Consider the following 19,424-nt stretch of genomic DNA (forward strand, 5'->3'; position numbering starts at 1 on the left):
ACCTTTCAATACCATGAGACCTAGGATGAAAGCCTATAATCGCTGTGAATGGTGCGGCACGGACCCACTTTATCAAGCTTACCACGATAATGAATGGGGAAAGCCCAGTTATGACGACCGTCATCTATTTGCCATGCTGTGTTTAGAAGGCATGCAAGCGGGACTCAGCTGGATTACCATACTCAAAAAACGCGAGCGTTATTACCAAGTATTTGCTGATTTTAACCCTGCAATTATCGCGCAGTTTGATGATGACATGGTCGATAGCCTCATGACCGATGCGGGCATTATTCGCCACCGCGGTAAAATTAAAGCCATCATCAACAATGCTAAATGCTATCTAAAAATCACCCAAACGCAATCTTTTAGCGATTATCTTTGGAACTTGTCGCCCAGCGGCTTGGCAAAACTACCACAGGATAACCACCCAAAAACCTTTGCTGATATCCCCACCAACACTGAATACTCAGATAAGATGTCAAAAGTGCTTAAAAAAGACGGGTTTAAATTTGTGGGCTCGACGATTTGCTATGCGTTTATGCAAGCAGTCGGTATGGTGAATGACCATGTAGCGGCGTGTGATTTTCGATAAGCGGGGTCAATATTCAACAAAGGATAACCTATTTCTCGATGCTACAGATTTCTCGATGCTACAGACCCCAAAATAGGCTAAAACTAATCAAAATCAATACCAGTAAAATGCTTTGAACCAATAAAAAATGCTGATGCACTTTGAGCAATCCGCGCAGATTGACCCCATAATAACTGACATTTTTGAGAGAATAGCTTTGAAAATCCACCAAGCTACGACGATGATACTGTGACCGCATAACTTCAACAAACTTATCAGCCGCTGCCGCTTTTGACCCAGCTGACAATACAGGTAAAAACGTATTGATAACATCTTCATGCGTTTCTGGGTTATTGATATTGACCATCAACATTTGCCAATTTTGAAACAGCCGTGCTTCGATGACCCCTTTAGACTTGAGCGTGACATCGCGGTTGCGCCCATCACGCTGAATGTTACCAAATAATTGCTCAATCGCTGACTTTTCGCCTTCAATGTACTGAAAAAAATAGCCATTACCAAAACACAAAAAACCTGTAATTTGATGGGCAAGGTTCTCACGCTGTGCCACCGTCATGATATCAGACAGCGTTCTAGGGGTTACGCCAGCTTTCAACGTCATACGGCTCACATAAGTTAGATAATGAATTTGCCCCAAGCAGCACCTCAGTCTTTATGGTTGTACAATTTTTGTTCAACGCAATTTTAACAATTTCTTACATACTTATCCATCCATTAAATCAAGAATATTAGCTTACCTAGTCACAAATAGCGGTTGAGTGGCTTTTTTTGGACGCTCGTATTGCATTTACAATCATCAGCAACACCCCTACCCAAATTAAAGCAAAACTGGCAATCATGGTGCCATTGACAGCTTCATGCAGCACAAAAATGGACAATAAAAACATCAGCGCAGGTTCAAGATAGCTGAGCATGCCAAAGGTGTTCATCGGCAATACCTGACTGGCTTTGAGATTGGTCTGCATGGCAAGCGCACTAATCATACCCAGCCCAATCACTAACAGCCCTATTGTCATTGACCCAGTGACTATCGATATACTGCTGTTTTGCCATAATAAAAAACCCAAGGCAATCGGGGCAATCACTGACAAATCCATGAACAGCCCCAACAGCGCAGGAACCCCTTGCCAACGGCGCAGTCCATAATAAATCGGATACGTCAAACACACCCATGCAGTCGCCCACGATACGCTCCCCGCAAGCCAAAATTGCAATCCCACCCCTGCCGCCGCAACGATAATCGCCGCCCACTGCAATCGATTTAAGGTTTCTTTAAACACCACACAACCAATCAGTACCATCATCAAGGGAAACAAAAAATACCCCATTGCGGTATTGACCGCCTGGCCATTGATAGGCGCCCACATAAACAGCCACAGCTGACTTGCCAAAATCGGTGTCGGCAACAGCAATAAAACCCATTGTTGTTTGTTTAATCCCATCAAAAATGCTTTGAGTTGCCCAAAATTTTGCGTCACAGCCAATAACCCCACTAACCCAAACCACATCGCCACCATGCGCCACAAAAAAACTTGCGTACCTGACAATGGCGCAAGCCAGTGACTGTACAGATACAGCACGCCAAACAACACATTAGAAATCAATGCCAACACCACCCCAAAACGCAACTTTTTGGCAGCGGTAGCGGGCTGAGAAGTTGTTGCTTTGGGGGGGACAACGATAGACGATGGTGATAAAACGCTGGAGACTGACATAATTGACCTTGTTATATTTTTGCTTTTGCGGTTAAATTGCCAAAAAGTATAACAATTATTTTTGGTAAATTATTTCAAAATACTCCTATTTATGATAAATTAACATTAATATAAGATAAATTTGCTATATTTTTCTCAATTTGTCTTATTGTATATTTTTAGAAGGACATGGCTATGATTCATGAAATCGATGATATCGATAAACGTATTTTAAACTTGTTGCAAGAAGATGCGACCCTACCACTCAAGAACATCGCGGAAAAAGTGCATGCATCGGTAGCGACCTGTCAGCGCCGTATCCAAATGATGACAGAGACCGGGGTGATTACCCGCCAAGTAGTGATTGTCAACCCTACCGAATTGGGCTTTGATTTAAGCGCGTTTGTGCTGATTGAAATGGAAAAACAAAATACCGCGCTGCAGCATGGCTTTGAGCGCTTGATGAGCCGATTGCCCAACGTGATGAGTTGTTATGAAATCTCAGGGGATTATGACTTTTTGCTATTGGTACATGCCAAAAATATGGCGGAATATCACCGTTTTACCCGTGATAATTTAACTTATGAAAACAATGTCCGACGCTTTAAAAGTCAATTTGTAATGAATTTTTCCAAGGTAGGCACTAAAATCCAGTTAGATTAGTTAGATTAGTTAGATTACTGCGGCATCAGACAATGGGCTCAAACAATGGGCTTGGTGCGATACCAAAATGACGTCGGCAACGAAATGCCAAATACCAACGCAGCGGTCACAAATATCGCATTGAAGCTAAAATCCATCATTTGGGTGAATACTTGTGGATTATAGCCATAGTAGCCTAGCTGTACAAAGCTAATCATAGCTTTGTACGCGGTAATCCCTGGCATCATACACAGCATGGCAGGCACCAAAATCATCTTTGGGGTGAGTAAATATTTTTTTGCCAAATAAATTGCCACAAACGATGAAATACCCGCTGCCACAAACGTCGCTAGTATCAAATTGACTGACAGTTGTTTTAATAGCTCTCTAAGTCCGTAACCCAGCATGGTCAACAATAAGCATTGCCAAATATAGCGGCGCGGCACATTGACAAGCAGTGTCCAGCCAAGCGTCATCAAGCAAGCAAAAGTTGCTGCGCGTATCAAGGCAATCGCATCAACAGCCATTTTTCACCCTACCCAATATTGGCAATAAAATTTTATCAAACGCTTTCATCAACCCACGCCCCAATGACTGATATTTAGTAGTAGCAATGACAGCACGATGCCGATACAGCTCGATAACGTCAAGATAATCACAAACATAAAGCGCCCGATACCGATGTTCATATAACCCTTTAGCATATCCGATAGCGAATTTATCAAAGGAAAACTGGGAACCAACCAAAGCACACTCGACGCCATAGCAATATGCGGGTCGTTACCAATCCTCAATAACAGCGCGGTACTGGCGAAAATGGAGCCAAAACACGCCGCTATGAGCGCGGATATAAAAGGGTTAAAGTTGCGGTTACTCAGCCATAGCCGCAGCGAATACCCCATCATACTCGCAATAAAAGTCACCAAACACACCAGTACATCGCCCCCTGCCAAATACGCAAAGCAGGCACACGCCACACCGACCATCGTCGCGACCATCTTGGCAGGATAAGTGCCCCGATCAATCTCATCAAATCGATAAGTCGCGTGCTCTAGGGTACTCGTCACCGGCATACTTTCCAAATCCAGTACAATTCGCTGAATTTGCACAATGATATTGACATTGATGGCATGGGTGGTTGACGCGCGTAAGGTGGTAATACAGCGGTTATTATAAATTGTGGTGATGGTCAAGCCATTATAGGCAATCCCACACTCCACGCTAGCCAACCCCAACGCTATCCCCAATCGGCGGCACAAATCTGTTACCGTTGCCGACTCTGCCCCATATTGCATGAGTAGCAGTCCACAGCGCACACACAGACGGGTGATTTGCTGCTGGTGTTCATACGCCATATAGGGCAACCGCCGTCTAGGCTTCGGCTCGGGCGGCGGCGAAAGCTTAGTAGGCTCAGGTGTTAGCGGGTCAAGCGCTTCTAGGGCATCAGCAAAGGTATCGGTCATAGCATCATTTTAACAACCTTGATAGCTCATTTTAGCATTAAACTAGCATAAAATCAGGGCGAATCAGTATTGCTTTATTGATTGAAAAGCTGAATAAAAATGAGCAAAAAGTTGAAAACTACCCGTTATTTGAAAAGCTTCTATCTACTTAAAAAGCTGCGATTGGTTTATTTTGGTTTAAATACTAGGGCGATATTCAATACCTTCCATTTTAATCATAATATAGCCATTTGACAGTCATTTTTTCCGTTAATTCTTACAAAAATACTGAATCGCTTTACCCTTTAATTAAACCCGACTAATTTAATCAGGTTTTTTTGTTATTTCGCCCTATAAACCTCCATCGCAAAATTGATTCATGATAAAATGAGCCATATTCATTTTATTTAATATCCAAGCCTATGTCCGCCGAAACTATTGCCAACAAAGCCTTTAAACAAGGTACCAAAGCCCTATTTGACTATGACAAACACTGGGCAAGCTGCTTTGAGCCTGCGCCATTTTTGCCGATGAGCCGAGCCGAAATGGACGCCCTTGGTTGGGATGCCTGTGATGTCATTATTGTCTCAGGCGATGCCTACGTCGATCACCCAAGCTTTGGTATGGCAATCATCGGCAGACTGTTAGAGTCGCAAGGCTTTCGCGTCGGTATCATCGCCCAGCCTGACTGGACGAGCAAAGACGCTTTTATGACACTTGGCAAACCGACCATCGCGTGGGGCGTCACCGCAGGCAATATGGATAGCATGATTAACCGCTACACCGCCGATAGACGCATTCGCAGTGACGATGCCTACTCGCCAGACAATGCCCCCGACAAACGCCCCGACCGTGCGGCCGTAGTATATAGCCAGCGCTGCCGTGAAGCCTATCCCGATGTGCCCATTATCTTGGGCGGGATTGAAGGCTCGCTGCGCCGTATCGCCCATTATGATTATTGGTCAGACAAAGTACGTCGTAGCATTTTGATGGATAGCCGCGCTGATATTTTGCTGTATGGCAATGCCGAGCGGGCGATTGTCGATGTTGTACATGCACTTGCCAAAGGTTACCGTTTTGAAGACCTTGCCAAAGTACGTGGCACCGCGTATCTGTCGACACAAACCAAAAAACACTGGCAACGCGATATGATAGAAATCGCCAGTAACGACGTCGACACCGTTGGGCGCGTTGACCCGATTATCAATCCGTATGTGATGATGGAAGATGTGGGCGACTGTCATATCGAACAAGAAAAAACCCTTGAGAGTCAATATAAAGGGTTTGTGGCGGATAAAGTCGAGCACAAAGTCCTCAATGCTGATAAGGTCGCTGAAAGCCAAGACATCCAAGTGGTCAACCTCAAAGACCCTAATAAAAACGCCTTAAAACACAAACGCCCGTTGCCGCCCCGTGACAGAACCGTGATTCGCTTGCCCGACTTTGAGCAAGTCAAATCCGACCCGGTACTTTACGCCCATGCCAACCGTATTTTGCACCTAGAAACCAATCCGCATAACGCCCGCGCCTTGGTGCAGCGACATGGCGACATTGATGTATGGCTCAATCCGCCGCCCATTCCACTTACCATGGAAGAGATGGATTATATCTTTGATTTGCCGTATGCCCGTTTGCCCCATCCTAGCTACGGCAACGCAAGAATTCCTGCCTACGATATGATTAAATTATCAGTCAATATCATGCGTGGCTGTTTTGGCGGCTGTACCTTCTGCTCGATTACCGAACATGAAGGACGCATTATCCAAAACCGCTCAGAAGAGTCTATCTTAGGCGAAATCAAAAAAATCCGCGACACCGAGCCATCATTTACCGGGGTAATTTCTGACCTTGGCGGACCGACGGCCAACATGTACCGTCTGCATTGCAAAGACGATGCCATTGAGAAAAACTGCCGCAAACCCTCCTGCGTGTATCCCGATATTTGCGACAACTTACTCACCGACCACAGTCATCTCACCCAGCTGTACCGTAAAGCTCGTGATATCAAAGGGGTGAAAAAAATCCTGATTGCGTCAGGCTTGCGCTATGATTTGGCGGTCAAAGACCCCGAATACGTCAAAGAATTGGTCACCCACCATGTCGGCGGTTATCTCAAAATCGCCCCCGAACATTCCGAAACCAATGTACTCTCCAAAATGATGAAACCGGGTATGGGGAGGTACGATACCTTCAAGCAGATGTTCGACAAATACAGCCGTGAAGCAGGCAAAGAGCAATATTTGATTCCGTATTTTATTGCCGCGCACCCTGGCACCACCGACACCGACATGATGAACTTGGCGATTTGGCTCAAGCGCAATGGCTTTCGTGCCGACCAAGTGCAAGCCTTTTACCCAAGCCCGATGGCAACTGCTACTACCATGTATCATACTGCCAAAGACCCGCTGCATAAAGTCACCCGTGACAGCGAAGGCGTGGAAATTGTCAAATCAGGTAAACAGCGTAAACTCCACAAAGCGTATCTACGCTATCACGACCCCAAAAATTGGGCATTGCTGCGTCAATCGCTCAAAGACTTGGGGCGTGAGGATTTGATTGGGCATGGTAGTCAATGTCTCATACCGCCTTATAATCCAAAACTGGAAGGTGAAGACGTTTACCAGTCGGCAAGAAAGAAAAACAGCTCAGCAGGCGGTGATTCGGTTAAGCGTAGTGCTAAGGATAACACGGCTCAAAAATCGGGTAAGAAACCTACGCCAAGCAGTTTTGGTAAAAAACCGAATCCGAAAAAGGGTAACTTCCAAACCCAACATACAGGCTTGCCACCGCGCAAACAAAAATGAGTTTTTAGCGCTGTCGTAAAATGAATAAAAAACTGCCTTTTTTATCAAAAAATGTCGTAAACTGTGATTACGCCAGTCACGATTGAAAAGGAGTTAGTCATGCAGCGCGACATTTTTAAGCCAACACTACTGAGCCTCGTCATCGCCCAAAGCTTATTGACGGCGTGTAGCCCCTCACCGTCAAATAGCCGTGATACCAGCCCTGCCACACCTGTTATTGCCTCACCAAAGCCCATGGTTGCTGCGCCCGCCATGATGATGGAAGCGGCAGCAATGAGCAAGATGGCACGCTACTCACCCATCATGCCGATGCCGATACCACAGGATAATAGCGAAAAATATCAGCATCTTGCAGTCAACCCCATTCACCAAACTGCCACCGATGCTGTTGCCACCTTTAGTATCGATACCGACACGGGCAGCTACGCCAATGTGCGCCGTTTTCTAAACGACGGACAACTACCGCCCACTGACGCGGTGCGTATTGAAGAGCTTATCAACTATTTTAACTATGACTTTTCACAAGCCAAGCGCCTTGCCAACGCCCCTTTTTCAGTAAGCACCGAAACAGTTGCCGCACCTTGGCGTGCTACCAATCGTATCATCAAAGTGGCTATCAAAGCGGATGACCCTACCATCACCAAACAAAGCACCTTACCGCCTGCCAACTTGGTATTTTTGGTGGACGTGTCAGGCTCGATGTCAGACAACGATAAATTACCACTAGTCAAATCTTCGCTAAAAATGCTCACCAAACAACTAAGAGCGCAAGATACCATCAGTATCGTGACCTATGCTGGTCGTACCCAAGTGACGCTTCCTGCCACTAAAGGCAGTGATACCGACAAAATATTAGCCGCGATTGATAGCCTAGATGCCAGTGGCTCGACCAATGGCGAAGCAGCGATAAAGCTGGCTTATCAACAAGCAAAAATCCACTATAAAAAAGATGGCATCAACCGCATTTTGATGATGACCGATGGAGATTTTAATGTCGGTGTATCGGACGTCGATGAAATGCTAGATATTATCCGCCGTAAGCGTGATAGCGGTGTGTCACTTTCCACGTTTGGCTTTGGTGAAGGCAATTTAAACGACCATATGATGGAACAAGTCGCGGATAACGGCAACGGTAACTATAGCTACATTGACAGCCTGTCTGAGGCCAAAAAAGCCTTGGTAGATGAAATGTCAGCAACCTTTAACACTGTGGCAAAAGACGTCAAAGTCCAAGTGGAATTCAATCCCCAGACGGTTAAAGAATGGCGGTTGATTGGTTATGAAAATCGCGTCCTTGAAAAAGAAGATTTTAACAACGATAAAGTAGACGCAGGGGAGCTAGGTGCAGGCAAATCCGTGGTTGCGCTGTTTGAAGTTACCCCTGTGGGGCAGCAAGGTTGGCTAGATGATAGCCGCTATCAATCTCACCCTATCAGCCATACAGGCAAAAATACTGAGCTGGGGTTTTTAAAACTTCGCTATAAAGCCCCAAATAGCAACACATCAACGCTTTTGACCCTGCCCATTAGCAATCAGACCCAACAGCCAAGCAGCGAAATGGCATTTGCGCTAAGTGTGGCAAGTTTTGGTGAAACCCTCAAGCAAAGCAAATACATTGGTAATTGGCAACTAAACGACAGCAAGCGACTCGCCCAAGCCAATATTGGCAACGACCCACAAGGTATTCGCCGCGAATTTATCAAGCTTATCGACTTAGCCGATAGCTTACAACCGACCAAAAAATAGTCACTATACAACGGCCAATAAAAAAGCTAGATAAATCATCTAGCTTTTCTCCTACTTTTACTGTTTTGACCATCAATGTTGTTTTGTACCAAAAATTTTATCCCCTGCATCCCCAAGCCCTGGAATAATATACCCCTGTTCATTCAAATGACTATCGAGTGCTGCGGTAAAAATCTTCACATCGGGATGGGCATCATTCACCGCTTTTACCCCTTCAGGCGTTGCCACTAGTACCAAGGCTTTAATATCTTTACAACCGTGTTTTTTCATCATATCAATCGTTGCTACCATACTACCGCCAGTCGCAAGCATAGGATCTAAAATCAAAGCAGGACGCTCATTAATATCTTTAACCAACTTTTCAAAAAAAGGCACGGGCTCAAGGGTATCCTCATCACGCTGCAATCCAACCATCGAGATTTTTGCAGTAGGAATAAGGTCTAAAACCCCATCAAGCATTCCCAAACCTGCGCGCAAGATGGGTACGACAGTGACGGTTTTACCTTTGATTTGAATGCCTTCAATTTGGTTGCCTTCCCAGCCCTGAATGCTGATTGTTTCTATAGGAAAATCACGACTTGCTTCATACGCCATCAAACGGGCAAGTTCTTTAGTCAAGGTACGAAATTTATAAGTGCTACTATCTGCCTCGCGCATCAAGGATAATTTATGCTTAACTAAGGGATGGTCAATAACGGTAATTTGCATGGTAACACTCACTTTAAATTTCACACCAAAAATTTTCGCCTATTTTACCCAAAGTCTGCGATAAAAACATTAATTTTCTATTCTGAGTTTTTCTCTGAGTCTTTCAGGGATGCAAAAAAACACCCCCTTACTGATGTAAGGGGGGTGTTTTGGGATAGGGAGCTGACGATGACCTACTCTCACATGGGCGAACCACACTACCATTGGCGCATTGGAGTTTCACTTCTGAGTTCGGGAAGGGATCAGGTGGGACCTCCAAGCTATTATCGTCAGCAAAGGGGGATAGAGGAATGAGTTATTTTAGAAGTAAAGTATGAGCTATATCAAGCGAGGTGATAATCGTTATTACCTACAAAGCCATTTAGGCGTTGTATAGTCAAGCCAAACGAGCAATTAGTATTGGTTAGCTACACATATCACTATGCTTCCACACCCAACCTATCAACGTCGTAGTCTACAACGGCTCTTTAGGGAAATCTAATCTTAAGGTGGGCTTCCCGCTTAGATGCTTTCAGCGGTTATCCCATCCGAACATAGCTACTCGGCAATGCGACTGGCGTCACAACCGAAACACCAGAGGTTCGTCCACTCTGGTCCTCTCGTACTAGGAGCAGATCCTCTCAAATTTCCAACGCCCACGGTAGATAGGGACCGAACTGTCTCACGACGTTCTAAACCCAGCTCGCGTACCTCTTTAAATGGCGAACAGCCATACCCTTGGGACCTGCTTCAGCCCCAGGATGAGATGAGCCGACATCGAGGTGCCAAACACCGCCGTCGATATGAACTCTTGGGCGGTATCAGCCTGTTATCCCCAGAGTACCTTTTATCCGTTGAGCGATGGCCCTTCCATACAGAACCACCGGATCACTAAGACCTACTTTCGTATCTGCTCGACTTGTGGGTCTCGCAGTTAAGCGCGCTTTTGCCTTTATACTCTTCGAACGATTTCCGACCGTTCTGAGCGCACCTTCGTACTCCTCCGTTACTCTTTAGGAGGAGACCGCCCCAGTCAAACTACCCACCATACATTGTCCTCAGCTCTGTTAAGCTTGAGTTAGAACCCCAACATTACCAGGGTGGTATTTCAAGGATGGCTCCACAGACACTGGCGTGCCTGCTTCAAAGCCTCCCACCTATCCTACACAGGTAAGGTCAAAGTTCAATGTAAAGCTGTAGTAAAGGTTCACGGGGTCTTTCCGTCTAGCCGCGGGTACACAGCATCTTCACTGCGATTTCGATTTCACTGAGTCTCTGCTGGAGACAGCGCCGCCATCATTATGCCATTCGTGCAGGTCGGAACTTACCCGACAAGGAATTTCGCTACCTTAGGACCGTTATAGTTACGGCCGCCGTTTACTGGGGCTTCGATCAAGAGCTTCGCTTACGCTAACCCCATCAATTAACCTTCCAGCACCGGGCAGGCATCACACCCTATACGTCCACTTTCGTGTTTGCAGAGTGCTGTGTTTTTAATAAACAGTTGCAGCGGCCTGGTATCTGCGACTGCCAATAGCTTTGTAGAGCATGTCTACTCACCATCGGCAGCGTACCTTCTCCCGAAGTTACGGTACCATTTTGCCTAGTTCCTTCAGCAGAGTTCTCTCAAGCGCCTTGGTATTCTCTACCTGACCACCTGTGTCGGTTTAGGGTACGATTTCTTTATGACTATCGCTTAGAAGCTTTTCCTGGAAGCAGGGTATTTGCCACTTCGCTGTACAAGTACAGCTTGCTATCAGATCTCATTAATAGTCTAGCGGATTTGCCTACTAAACCTAACTACATCCTTCCACTTGGACAACCATCGCCAAGCTGGCATAACCTTCTCCGTCCCTCCATCGCATCATAAACAAGTATCGGAATATTAACCGATTTCCCATCGACTACGCCTTTCGGCCTCGCCTTAGGGGTCGACTCACCCAGCCCCGATTAACGTTGGACTGGAACCCTTGGTCTTCCGGCGTGCGAGCTTTTCACTCGCATTGTCGTTACTCACGTCAGCATTCGCTCTTGTGATACCTCCAGCATGCTTTACAACACACCTTCACAGGCTTACACAATGCTCCCCTACCACTTAATTGAAACAATTAAATCCGCAGCTTCGGCTCCTAGTTTGAGCCCCGTTACATCTTCCGCGCAGGCCGACTCGACTAGTGAGCTATTACGCTTTCTTTAAAGGGTGGCTGCTTCTAAGCCAACCTCCTAGCTGTCTGTGCCTTCCCACATCGTTTCCCACTTAACTAGGAATTTGGGGCCTTAGCTGGCGGTCTGGGTTGTTTCCCTCTTGACGACGGACGTTAGCACCCGCCGTCTGTCTCCCGGATATCACTCATCGGTATTCGGAGTTTGCATCGGTTTGGTAAGTCGAGATGACCCCCTAGCCGAAACAGTGCTCTACCCCCAATGGTGTTCGTCCGAGGCGCTACCTAAATAGCTTTCGGGGAGAACCAGCTATCACCGAGTTTGATTAGCCTTTCACCCCTATCCACAAGTCATCCCCTGGCTTTTCAACGACAGTGGGTTCGGTCCTCCGGTAACTGTTACGTCACTTTCAACCTGCTCATGGATAGATCACTCGGTTTCGGGTCTATACCCTGCAACTAGACGCCCTATTAAGACTCGGTTTCCCTACGGCTCCCCTATTCGGTTAACCTTGCTACAGAATATAAGTCGCTGACCCATTATACAAAAGGTACGCCGTCACGGAACATGTCCGCTCCGACTGCTTGTATGCACACGGTTTCAGGTTCTATTTCACTCCCCTCACAGGGGTTCTTTTCGCCTTTCCCTCACGGTACTGGTTCACTATCGGTCAGTCAGGAGTATTTAGCCTTGGAGGATGGTCCCCCCATCTTCAGACAGAATTTCTCGTGTTCCGCCCTACTTAATATGCTTCTTATAACCTTTCGAGTACGGGATTATCACCCTCTACGATTGACCTTTCCAAGTCATTCCTCTAAATTATAATCAGTCGGCTCCTCCCCGTTCGCTCGCCGCTACTAGGGGAATCTCTATTGATGTCTTTTCCTCGGGTTACTGAGATGTTTCACTTCTCCCGGTTTGCCTCGTAAATAAATTTACGATACCTGTCTTATGACAAGTGGGTTTCCCCATTCAGATATCGCCGGATCACAGGATATTGCCGCCTCCCCGACGCTTTTCGCAGGCTGTCACGTCTTTCATCGCCTCTGACTGCCAAGGCATCCACCATGTGCACTTCATTACTTGACTATACAACCCTAAAGGGTCGTATAGGTAATGGTAACGATCTTCACCTATGTTTACGCTTGATTCAGTTCTCTTTACTTTTAAGTAATCAGTTGTTCCAATCATTTCTTTGGGTCTGATTGGCTGATTACTAAGGTTAATTATCTTCGTTGGAACTTGATAATTAACCCAGACTCATTTCTCTATGTTGTTATTGAATTATCAGACCTTCGTCAGGTCATGATTTCTGATAAAACAGATTGAAGTAATCTCTTAATACTTACTAAATTACTCTGTCTGCTTTATTACGTTAAGCTAATTATGGTGGAGCCAAGGAGAGTCGAACTCCTGACCTCCTGCGTGCAAGGCAGGCGCTCTACCAACTGAGCTATGGCCCCTAAGTAAGAGGTGGTGGGTCTAATAAGACTTGAACTTATGACCCCTGCCTTATCAAGGCAGTGCTCTAACCAACTGAGCTATAGACCCCGAGAACCGTTAAAAAATTGCATCGCAATTTTAGGTTCGAGCTAAAATCCTTTGCTAAGGATTTTAGTCTTAGCCTTGCTATTTGCGCTGCTGTAGATTAACGATTATTAGCTTATTTATACACAAGAACAACTTGCTGTGAATTCTCACTTAGTGCTTTAGTTAAGGAGGTGATCCAGCCGCAGGTTCCCCTACGGCTACCTTGTTACGACTTCACCCCAGTCATCGACCACACCGTGGTAAGCGCCCTCTTGCGTTAGGCTACCTACTTCTGGTGCAATAGACTCCCATGGTGTGACGGGCGGTGTGTACAAGGCCCGGGAACGTATTCACCGCAGCATTCTGATCTGCGATTACTAGCGATTCCGACTTCATGGAGTCGAGTTGCAGACTCCAATCCGGACTACGATAGGCTTTTTGAGATTAGCATCACATCGCTGTGTAGCAACCCTCTGTACCTACCATTGTAGCACGTGTGTAGCCCTGGTCGTAAGGGCCATGATGACTTGACGTCGTCCCCGCCTTCCTCCAGTTTGTCACTGGCAGTATCCTTAAAGTTCCCGGCTTAACCCGCTGGCAAATAAGGAAAAGGGTTGCGCTCGTTGCGGGACTTAACCCAACATCTCACGACACGAGCTGACGACAGCCATGCAGCACCTGTATGTGAGTTCCCGAAGGCACTCCCGCATCTCTGCAGGATTCTCACTATGTCAAGACCAGGTAAGGTTCTTCGCGTTGCATCGAATTAAACCACATGCTCCACCGCTTGTGCGGGCCCCCGTCAATTCATTTGAGTTTTAACCTTGCGGCCGTACTCCCCAGGCGGTCTACTTATCGCGTTAACTGCGCCACTAAAGTCTCAAGGACCCCAACGGCTAGTAGACATCGTTTACGGCGTGGACTACCAGGGTATCTAATCCTGTTTGCTACCCACGCTTTCGAATCTCAGTGTCAATATTATGCCAGGAAGCTGCCTTCGCCATCGGTATTCCTCCAGATCTCTACGCATTTCACCGCTACACCTGGAATTCTACTTCCCTCTCACATATTCTAGCACCACCAGTATCACATGCAGTTCCCAGGTTAAGCCCGGGGATTTCACATGTGACTTAATGAGCCACCTACACTCGCTTTACGCCCAGTAATTCCGATTAACGCTCGCACCCTCTGTATTACCGCGGCTGCTGGCACAGAGTTAGCCGGTGCTTATTCTGCAGGTAACGTCTAATCTAATGGGTATTAACCATTAGCCTCTCCTCCCTGCTTAAAGTGCTTTACAACCAAAAGGCCTTCTTCACACACGCGGCATGGCTGGATCAGGGTTGCCCCCATTGTCCAATATTCCCCACTGCTGCCTCCCGTAGGAGTCCGGACCGTGTCTCAGTTCCGGTGTGACTGATCATCCTCTCAGACCAGTTACAGATCGTCGCCTTGGTGGGCCTTTACCCCACCAACTAGCTAATCTGATTTAGGCTCATCTAATAGCAAGAGCTTGCGCCCCCTTTCACCCGTAGGTCGTATGCGGTATTAATTCGAGTTTCCCCGAGCTATCCCCCACTACTAGGCAGATTCCTAAATGTTACTCACCCGTCCGCCACTAATCATCTCTAGCAAGCTAGAGACTCATCGTTCGACTTGCATGTGTTAAGCCTGCCGCCAGCGTTCAATCTGAGCCATGATCAAACTCTTCAGTTTAATCTTTCTATCTATTGTCATCGCTACGCGATGTCAATAGATTTAATTTGTTGACTCAATTATTTATACTGTCTTTGCTCAAATAAACTTACGAGTATCTTCACTCTGACAATACAATTAATTAAAGTCTTAATTTTATCGCTCTAAGTGAAAATCCACACAAGTTGTTCTTGTGTTTGTTGTTATTTAGTTCACAACATCATCGGCTGATGTCGTTAAGAAGGTCGCTATTTTAACAGCTTATTTTGTGTTGTCAATAACTTTTTTCTTTAATTTTTTATGACCGCTCAACTTATAATCTATATTAATTTAAGTTGTTGTTTTTACTACAGTTTGTGGCTGTAGTCGCTGCCAGTGAGTGCGTATTATACGCTTTTCTTTCCCCATGTCAATACCACTACGAAAATTTTTTTGATTTATTTTGCAGTTGTTGATAACTCCCTTTATTTTGTGGGTATTTACTGCCATTTGATATATAATTGAATATATTGTTTAAACAATTTTTCGTTAGGCGATGTTCGGTGGTTTTGCGGTTGTCGTCTTTCATTTTTTTATGTTCATGTCAGAAAATATGTGAGGGCAAACAATGTCTGTACAACCTCCTTCCCCTGCTGGTAATGATTTTAGACTACCTGTCCACCAAGTAGATGCCACTAAAAAACGCGTACATCCTCGTTTTGTGACGGGTTTTTATCAAAACATCCGCGTTGTCAGTATGTATTCTTTATTGTTGTTGTTTTTGGTGTTGCCATGGATTCGCTATAACGGACACCAAGCAATATGGTTTGATTTCTCGGGTTCTAAGATTGTGCTATTTGGGCTAACTTTTTTACCCCAAGACGTTTTTATTTTTGCGTTTTTCTTTATGGTTGCGGCCTTTTTATTGTTTATGGTAACCGTTTATGCCGGTCGTGTGTGGTGTGGCTATGCCTGTCCACAGACGATTTGGACGCATATGTACCAATATACTGAGAAGCTTGTCATTGGCGATCGTAATAAGCAGTTTAAGTTAGATAAAGCGCCTTGGAATGGCGAAAAAATCATGAAACGCGGCTTGGTGTATCTGATTTGGTTTATCATGGCGTTGGTGACGGCATTGACGTTTACTAGTTATGCTGTTGGGACTGATTATCTTTATCATAATTGGCAATGGTTTGGCGTTATTCCTGTGCCAGATTGGACGCCATTAACTTGGGTTTCGGTACTTATTTTTACCTTTGCGACGTTTGCCAATGCAGGCTATATGCGTGAGCACTTTTGTACCCATATTTGCCCCTATGGCCGCTTCCAAAGCGTGATGTTCGATAAAGATACGTTGATTGTAACCTATGACTATAAACGTGGTGAGCCACGGGGGGCGCGTAAAAGAGGCGGGGAAGATGAGAATTTAGGTGACTGTATCAACTGTCTGATGTGTGTGCAAGTGTGTCCGACGGGTATCGATATTCGAGATGGTTTGCAAGTGGAATGTATCCAGTGTGCGGCTTGTATCGATGCGTGTAATGACATTATGGATAAAGTCAATAAACCACGCGGTTTGATTCGGTATAGTACCGAACGCCAATTGGTAGAGAATGAGCCAAGTAAAATTTTGCGTCCACGGTTTTTTGCTTATTTGGCGGTGATTGCGTTGTTGATTGGGGCGGGGGTTTATTTTTTAACCAGCCGTGTACCGCTGCAGATTGATATTCGCCGTGACCGTAATCAGTTGTCGTCAATCAATGCGCAAGGTTTGGTAGAAAATAACTACATCGTTAAAATCACCAATAAAACCCAGCAAGACCATGAGTATGCGGTGACATTGACACCACAACCCGGCTTAAAACTTGATAGCCGCTTTAAAACCATTCCATTAGAAGCGGGCGAAAGTTATGAATTCCCTGTCACTGTGCTGGGCGATCCAAAAGTGATTACCAAAAGCAATATTCCTATCCAAATGCAAGTGGTGAGCGTGGATGATGGCGGTAAATATAAAGCGGTAAAAGATAACGTGTTTACCACGGATAAATAAGTTTGGTTGTCTAAAAAAGCTGGTTTTGATAATCGGCTTTTTTTGTGCCAAATTATTGGGGCATGGGTTTTTCTGCTATACTAGCTTTTTGATTGTTATCTGCTGAGTGGTCTATGGCAACACCGACAAATTCTTCTGCTTCATCAACTTCTAATCAGTCGATATCCAAACTTTGGTATAAAAATTATATGGTTTGGATTTTTGTCATTGGTCTGCCGCTATTTGTGGTAGTCGCCTGTATCTGGTTCGTGTTTTACTCGGTGAGAATCCAAGACTCTACTGTGCGTGATGACTGGTACATGGATGGTAAGACCTTATATGCGGATGTGTCAAAAGACAAACTGGCGCATGATTTGGGGCTAACCGGTCAAATGATGATTCATAATCAGTCCGTCAATTTTAAACTTGAGGCGCCCGCTAGTGACAAGTTTAAAGCACCTGAGCAATTGGCAGTGGAGATTTCCCATGCCACCCAAAAGCAAAAAGACCGTGACATCATTATCAAACGGTTAAGTGATGGCAGTTATGCGGGCAATGTACAGCTAGACCCGTCTAAAGGCAAATACTATATTGTGGTGCATGACCCAGCCAATAGCTGGCGACTGCGTGCAATTGAAGAGTTGCCGATGGCAAAGTCGATTGAGTTTAAGCCACTGACCGCGTTTGATAAACAACCGAAGTGACAAACTAACTAATAGTAGGCACTTGGCGTCCTTGTGCCTTTATTCGATAATGCTGTAAAAAGGTCGTGAGTTTACGTATTTCGACACTACATTCATGTTGCTGAATTACCAATTCCTGTAAATTACCTGCAATAGACATGACTAGGATAACTTGTTTTGAACTACCTGCACCATCGCTTGCCACGATATCGCGCAACTCAAACCAATTTAAATGATAATTTCTCCCTTTAAAATTAATGTGAAAAACCTGTGGCGTAATAGTCAGCGAGCCGTGTTGGGTTGGAGTGGTATCTCTTTGCATTTCGCTGACCATAGCCAAGATACTTAACCATGAAAAACCCAATACCAATAAGCTGATAAATAATGTAAACCATGCCCAATGATTAATGACTTTTACTAATAGATAAACCCCTAGCCACAAACTAGGCAGCACAAATACCATCATGACTAAAAACGCTGCAGAGCCGTTTTTGGTGACTAAAGGAATGGCGAGAGAAGGTAATTGTTCTGGTACAGTGGCTTGTTCTAATTGATTAAAAGGCAATGCCAGATAACTCGTTTGATGCTTAGCCAAACCGAATAAGAACCATACTAACCCAACAACGAAAGCCAGTGTACCGATTGGCAAACCATCGGTGTAATATTGTAAGCTTGCCCCAATAACGATGAGTACAATGGCTAATAAGACTTGATGTATTTTTAGGGTCATCGTGTGACTATTAACATACTTCCCAAACTCCCACTTGCCCTTCATGGAGTTTTGGTACGCCGCCGAGCACCCGCCACGGCATAGTCGTGCCGTGAAAATCACTACCGATAGACACCTTTAACTCATGCTCTTTAATCACTCTATCCACCATATGACGGGTTGAAGTCGGTTCATTACTGGCAGGCAATTCCACCGCATCGCCACCGCTACTGGCAAAATCTGCAATTAGTTTACGCACTTTGTTGGCGGTTAAATTATAACGGGTCGCATGAGCCAAAGACGCTTTGCCACCACACTCATGAATCAAATTGATGCAATCTTTAAGTGATAAGCCATCAAGTGCCACATAGCAAGGTTTATGGTCAGCCAAATAGCCAGTAAAGGCTTTTTGCACATCACTCACCAAGCCTTGATCCGCCATCACTTTGGCAATATGAGTACGACCGACCGCTTGCGGATTACCTTTGGCTTGCACTAATACCGCCTGCCAAATCTCATCCATCGGGCGTTTAAAGGTACTTGCCACACGCTCGCACATCGCATAGCCGCGCGTTTCTCGATTGGCTTGGATGGCAGCGAGTTTGCTATGCATTGTTTCGATATCACTAAAGCCGTACCCCAATACATGAATCACTTTTTCATTTTGGGCAGGTTTTTTGGAGTAGCCGCCCATGACACGATGACGGCAGCTGATTTCAACACCATGAATCAGCGTCATACCAAGGCTATCAGCGGTTTGGCGCGCCTCAAGGATACCAAGTACCGTATCATGGTCGCTTAAGGATAATACTTTCACCCCTTTTTCATGCGCTTTTTGCACCACTTCGCTTGGGCTAAAAGTGCCATCTGAGCGGGTACTGTGGCAGTGCATATCAATCGGAAGTTGGGTATAAATAGGACTGCTAGACAAAATATCGAGATTTAAAGAATTCACAAATACGCCTTAATTACAAAAGCTGGTTGCCAACAATAGGACAAAAAGGGGTTAAGACAAAGAGGGGTTAA

At 45.4% G+C, this 19,424-nt stretch carries 13 protein-coding genes, 2 tRNA genes and 3 rRNA genes; 6 read left to right on the plus strand and 12 right to left on the minus strand.

The genetic code is table 11. The features are described 5' to 3' along the window. Positions 1 to 25 precede the first annotated feature (25 nt). Entirely contained in the window at positions 26 to 592 is a 567-nt protein-coding gene (locus LAJ61_RS01785; RefSeq protein ID WP_224054245.1) for a DNA-3-methyladenine glycosylase I, read from the plus strand. A 58-nt stretch (positions 593 to 650) separates the two neighbouring features. Here LAJ61_RS01785 and LAJ61_RS01790 read toward each other — a convergent pair whose 3' ends face one another. Together LAJ61_RS01790 and rarD are read right to left on the minus strand one after the other, a co-directional pair. Beyond that, positions 651 to 1,229 carry a BLUF domain-containing protein gene (locus LAJ61_RS01790; RefSeq protein ID WP_267460935.1) on the minus strand — a complete coding sequence of 193 codons (579 nt, stop codon included), beginning with the start codon at positions 1,227 to 1,229 and terminating at the stop codon, positions 651 to 653. Between the two features lie 100 nt (positions 1,230 to 1,329). Next, on the minus strand, positions 1,330 to 2,307 hold the full coding sequence (rarD, locus tag LAJ61_RS01795) for an EamA family transporter RarD (RefSeq protein ID WP_224054247.1): 978 nt from the start codon (positions 2,305 to 2,307) through the stop codon (positions 1,330 to 1,332). Positions 2,308 to 2,481: 174 nt separating this feature from the next. Between rarD and LAJ61_RS01800 the strand changes: the two genes are divergently transcribed. Continuing rightward, complete coding sequence (locus tag LAJ61_RS01800; RefSeq protein ID WP_007115873.1) at positions 2,482 to 2,949, plus strand: Lrp/AsnC family transcriptional regulator; 468 nt, start codon at positions 2,482 to 2,484, stop codon at positions 2,947 to 2,949. 38 nt (positions 2,950 to 2,987) lie between these two features. Here the strand turns inward: LAJ61_RS01800 and LAJ61_RS01805 are convergent, their stop codons facing one another. Both LAJ61_RS01805 and LAJ61_RS01810 read right to left on the minus strand, forming a co-directional pair. Continuing rightward, entirely contained in the window at positions 2,988 to 3,455 is a 468-nt protein-coding gene (locus LAJ61_RS01805; protein ID WP_224054248.1) for a threonine/serine exporter family protein, read from the minus strand. 48 nt (positions 3,456 to 3,503) lie between these two features. Beyond that, the gene (locus tag LAJ61_RS01810; protein ID WP_310586020.1) at positions 3,504 to 4,391 is read right to left on the minus strand and encodes a threonine/serine exporter family protein; all 888 of its coding nucleotides are present in this window, start codon (positions 4,389 to 4,391) and stop codon (positions 3,504 to 3,506) included. Positions 4,392 to 4,792: 401 nt separating this feature from the next. Here LAJ61_RS01810 and LAJ61_RS01815 point away from each other — a divergent pair, with 401 nt between their 5' ends. Beyond that, positions 4,793 to 7,174, plus strand: a complete 2,382-nt coding sequence (locus LAJ61_RS01815) for a YgiQ family radical SAM protein (RefSeq protein ID WP_224054249.1) — start codon at positions 4,793 to 4,795, stop codon at positions 7,172 to 7,174. A 99-nt stretch (positions 7,175 to 7,273) separates the two neighbouring features. Next, positions 7,274 to 8,920: a vWA domain-containing protein gene (locus LAJ61_RS01820; RefSeq protein WP_224054250.1), complete on the plus strand. Its 1,647-nt coding sequence runs from the start codon at positions 7,274 to 7,276 to the stop codon at positions 8,918 to 8,920. Positions 8,921 to 8,992: 72 nt separating this feature from the next. Here LAJ61_RS01820 and upp read toward each other — a convergent pair whose 3' ends face one another. The 6 genes from upp to LAJ61_RS01850 all read right to left on the minus strand — a co-directional run bounded on the left by upp (position 8,993) and on the right by LAJ61_RS01850 (position 15,016). After that, positions 8,993 to 9,628: a uracil phosphoribosyltransferase gene (gene upp, locus LAJ61_RS01825; RefSeq protein ID WP_040403464.1), complete on the minus strand. Its 636-nt coding sequence runs from the start codon at positions 9,626 to 9,628 to the stop codon at positions 8,993 to 8,995. A 160-nt stretch (positions 9,629 to 9,788) separates the two neighbouring features. Then, positions 9,789 to 9,902: ribosomal RNA gene (rrf, locus tag LAJ61_RS01830) — 5S ribosomal RNA — on the minus strand. A 98-nt stretch (positions 9,903 to 10,000) separates the two neighbouring features. Then, positions 10,001 to 12,859: ribosomal RNA gene (locus LAJ61_RS01835) — 23S ribosomal RNA — on the minus strand. Between the two features lie 298 nt (positions 12,860 to 13,157). Continuing rightward, positions 13,158 to 13,233: transfer RNA gene (locus tag LAJ61_RS01840), tRNA-Ala, on the minus strand. 11 nt (positions 13,234 to 13,244) lie between these two features. Continuing rightward, positions 13,245 to 13,321: transfer RNA gene (locus LAJ61_RS01845), tRNA-Ile, on the minus strand. Between the two features lie 163 nt (positions 13,322 to 13,484). Beyond that, positions 13,485 to 15,016 (minus strand): 16S ribosomal RNA (locus LAJ61_RS01850). Together the 16S, 23S and 5S rRNA genes with 2 tRNA genes alongside form the textbook arrangement of a ribosomal RNA operon. A gap of 586 nt (positions 15,017 to 15,602) precedes the next feature. Between LAJ61_RS01850 and ccoG the strand changes: the two genes are divergently transcribed. Together ccoG and LAJ61_RS01860 are read left to right on the plus strand one after the other, a co-directional pair. After that, positions 15,603 to 17,027: a cytochrome c oxidase accessory protein CcoG gene (ccoG, locus tag LAJ61_RS01855; protein WP_224054251.1), complete on the plus strand. Its 1,425-nt coding sequence runs from the start codon at positions 15,603 to 15,605 to the stop codon at positions 17,025 to 17,027. Positions 17,028 to 17,140: 113 nt separating this feature from the next. Beyond that, the gene (locus LAJ61_RS01860) at positions 17,141 to 17,710 is read left to right on the plus strand and encodes a FixH family protein (RefSeq protein ID WP_224054252.1); all 570 of its coding nucleotides are present in this window, start codon (positions 17,141 to 17,143) and stop codon (positions 17,708 to 17,710) included. A gap of 4 nt (positions 17,711 to 17,714) precedes the next feature. Here the strand turns inward: LAJ61_RS01860 and LAJ61_RS01865 are convergent, their stop codons facing one another. Both LAJ61_RS01865 and LAJ61_RS01870 read right to left on the minus strand, forming a co-directional pair. Continuing rightward, on the minus strand, positions 17,715 to 18,419 hold the full coding sequence (locus LAJ61_RS01865; RefSeq protein WP_224054253.1) for a hypothetical protein: 705 nt from the start codon (positions 18,417 to 18,419) through the stop codon (positions 17,715 to 17,717). A 10-nt stretch (positions 18,420 to 18,429) separates the two neighbouring features. Next, the gene (locus tag LAJ61_RS01870; RefSeq protein ID WP_224054254.1) at positions 18,430 to 19,353 is read right to left on the minus strand and encodes a PHP domain-containing protein; all 924 of its coding nucleotides are present in this window, start codon (positions 19,351 to 19,353) and stop codon (positions 18,430 to 18,432) included. Positions 19,354 to 19,424: the final 71 nt, after the last annotated feature.

The sequence above is a fragment of the Faucicola osloensis genome, assembly GCF_020041925.1.
Lineage (GTDB): Bacteria > Pseudomonadota > Gammaproteobacteria > Pseudomonadales > Moraxellaceae > Faucicola > Faucicola osloensis_D.

What these genes read in the sequence shown, in the direction of transcription:
- LAJ61_RS01785 (WP_224054245.1), top strand. Translation starts at nt 26, where the DNA reads ATGAAAGCCTATAATCGCTGTGAATGGTGCGGCACGGACCCACTTTAT.
- rarD (WP_224054247.1), bottom strand. Translation starts at nt 2,307, where the DNA reads ATGTCAGTCTCCAGCGTTTTATCACCATCGTCTATCGTTGTCCCCCCC.
- LAJ61_RS01800 (WP_007115873.1), top strand. Translation starts at nt 2,482, where the DNA reads ATGATTCATGAAATCGATGATATCGATAAACGTATTTTAAACTTGTTG.
- LAJ61_RS01805 (WP_224054248.1), bottom strand. Translation starts at nt 3,455, where the DNA reads ATGGCTGTTGATGCGATTGCCTTGATACGCGCAGCAACTTTTGCTTGC.
- LAJ61_RS01810 (WP_310586020.1), bottom strand. Translation starts at nt 4,391, where the DNA reads ATGACCGATACCTTTGCTGATGCCCTAGAAGCGCTTGACCCGCTAACA.
- LAJ61_RS01815 (WP_224054249.1), top strand. Translation starts at nt 4,793, where the DNA reads ATGTCCGCCGAAACTATTGCCAACAAAGCCTTTAAACAAGGTACCAAA.
- LAJ61_RS01820 (WP_224054250.1), top strand. Translation starts at nt 7,274, where the DNA reads ATGCAGCGCGACATTTTTAAGCCAACACTACTGAGCCTCGTCATCGCC.
- upp (WP_040403464.1), bottom strand. Translation starts at nt 9,628, where the DNA reads ATGCAAATTACCGTTATTGACCATCCCTTAGTTAAGCATAAATTATCC.
- ccoG (WP_224054251.1), top strand. Translation starts at nt 15,603, where the DNA reads ATGTCTGTACAACCTCCTTCCCCTGCTGGTAATGATTTTAGACTACCT.
- LAJ61_RS01860 (WP_224054252.1), top strand. Translation starts at nt 17,141, where the DNA reads ATGGCAACACCGACAAATTCTTCTGCTTCATCAACTTCTAATCAGTCG.
- LAJ61_RS01865 (WP_224054253.1), bottom strand. Translation starts at nt 18,419, where the DNA reads ATGACCCTAAAAATACATCAAGTCTTATTAGCCATTGTACTCATCGTT.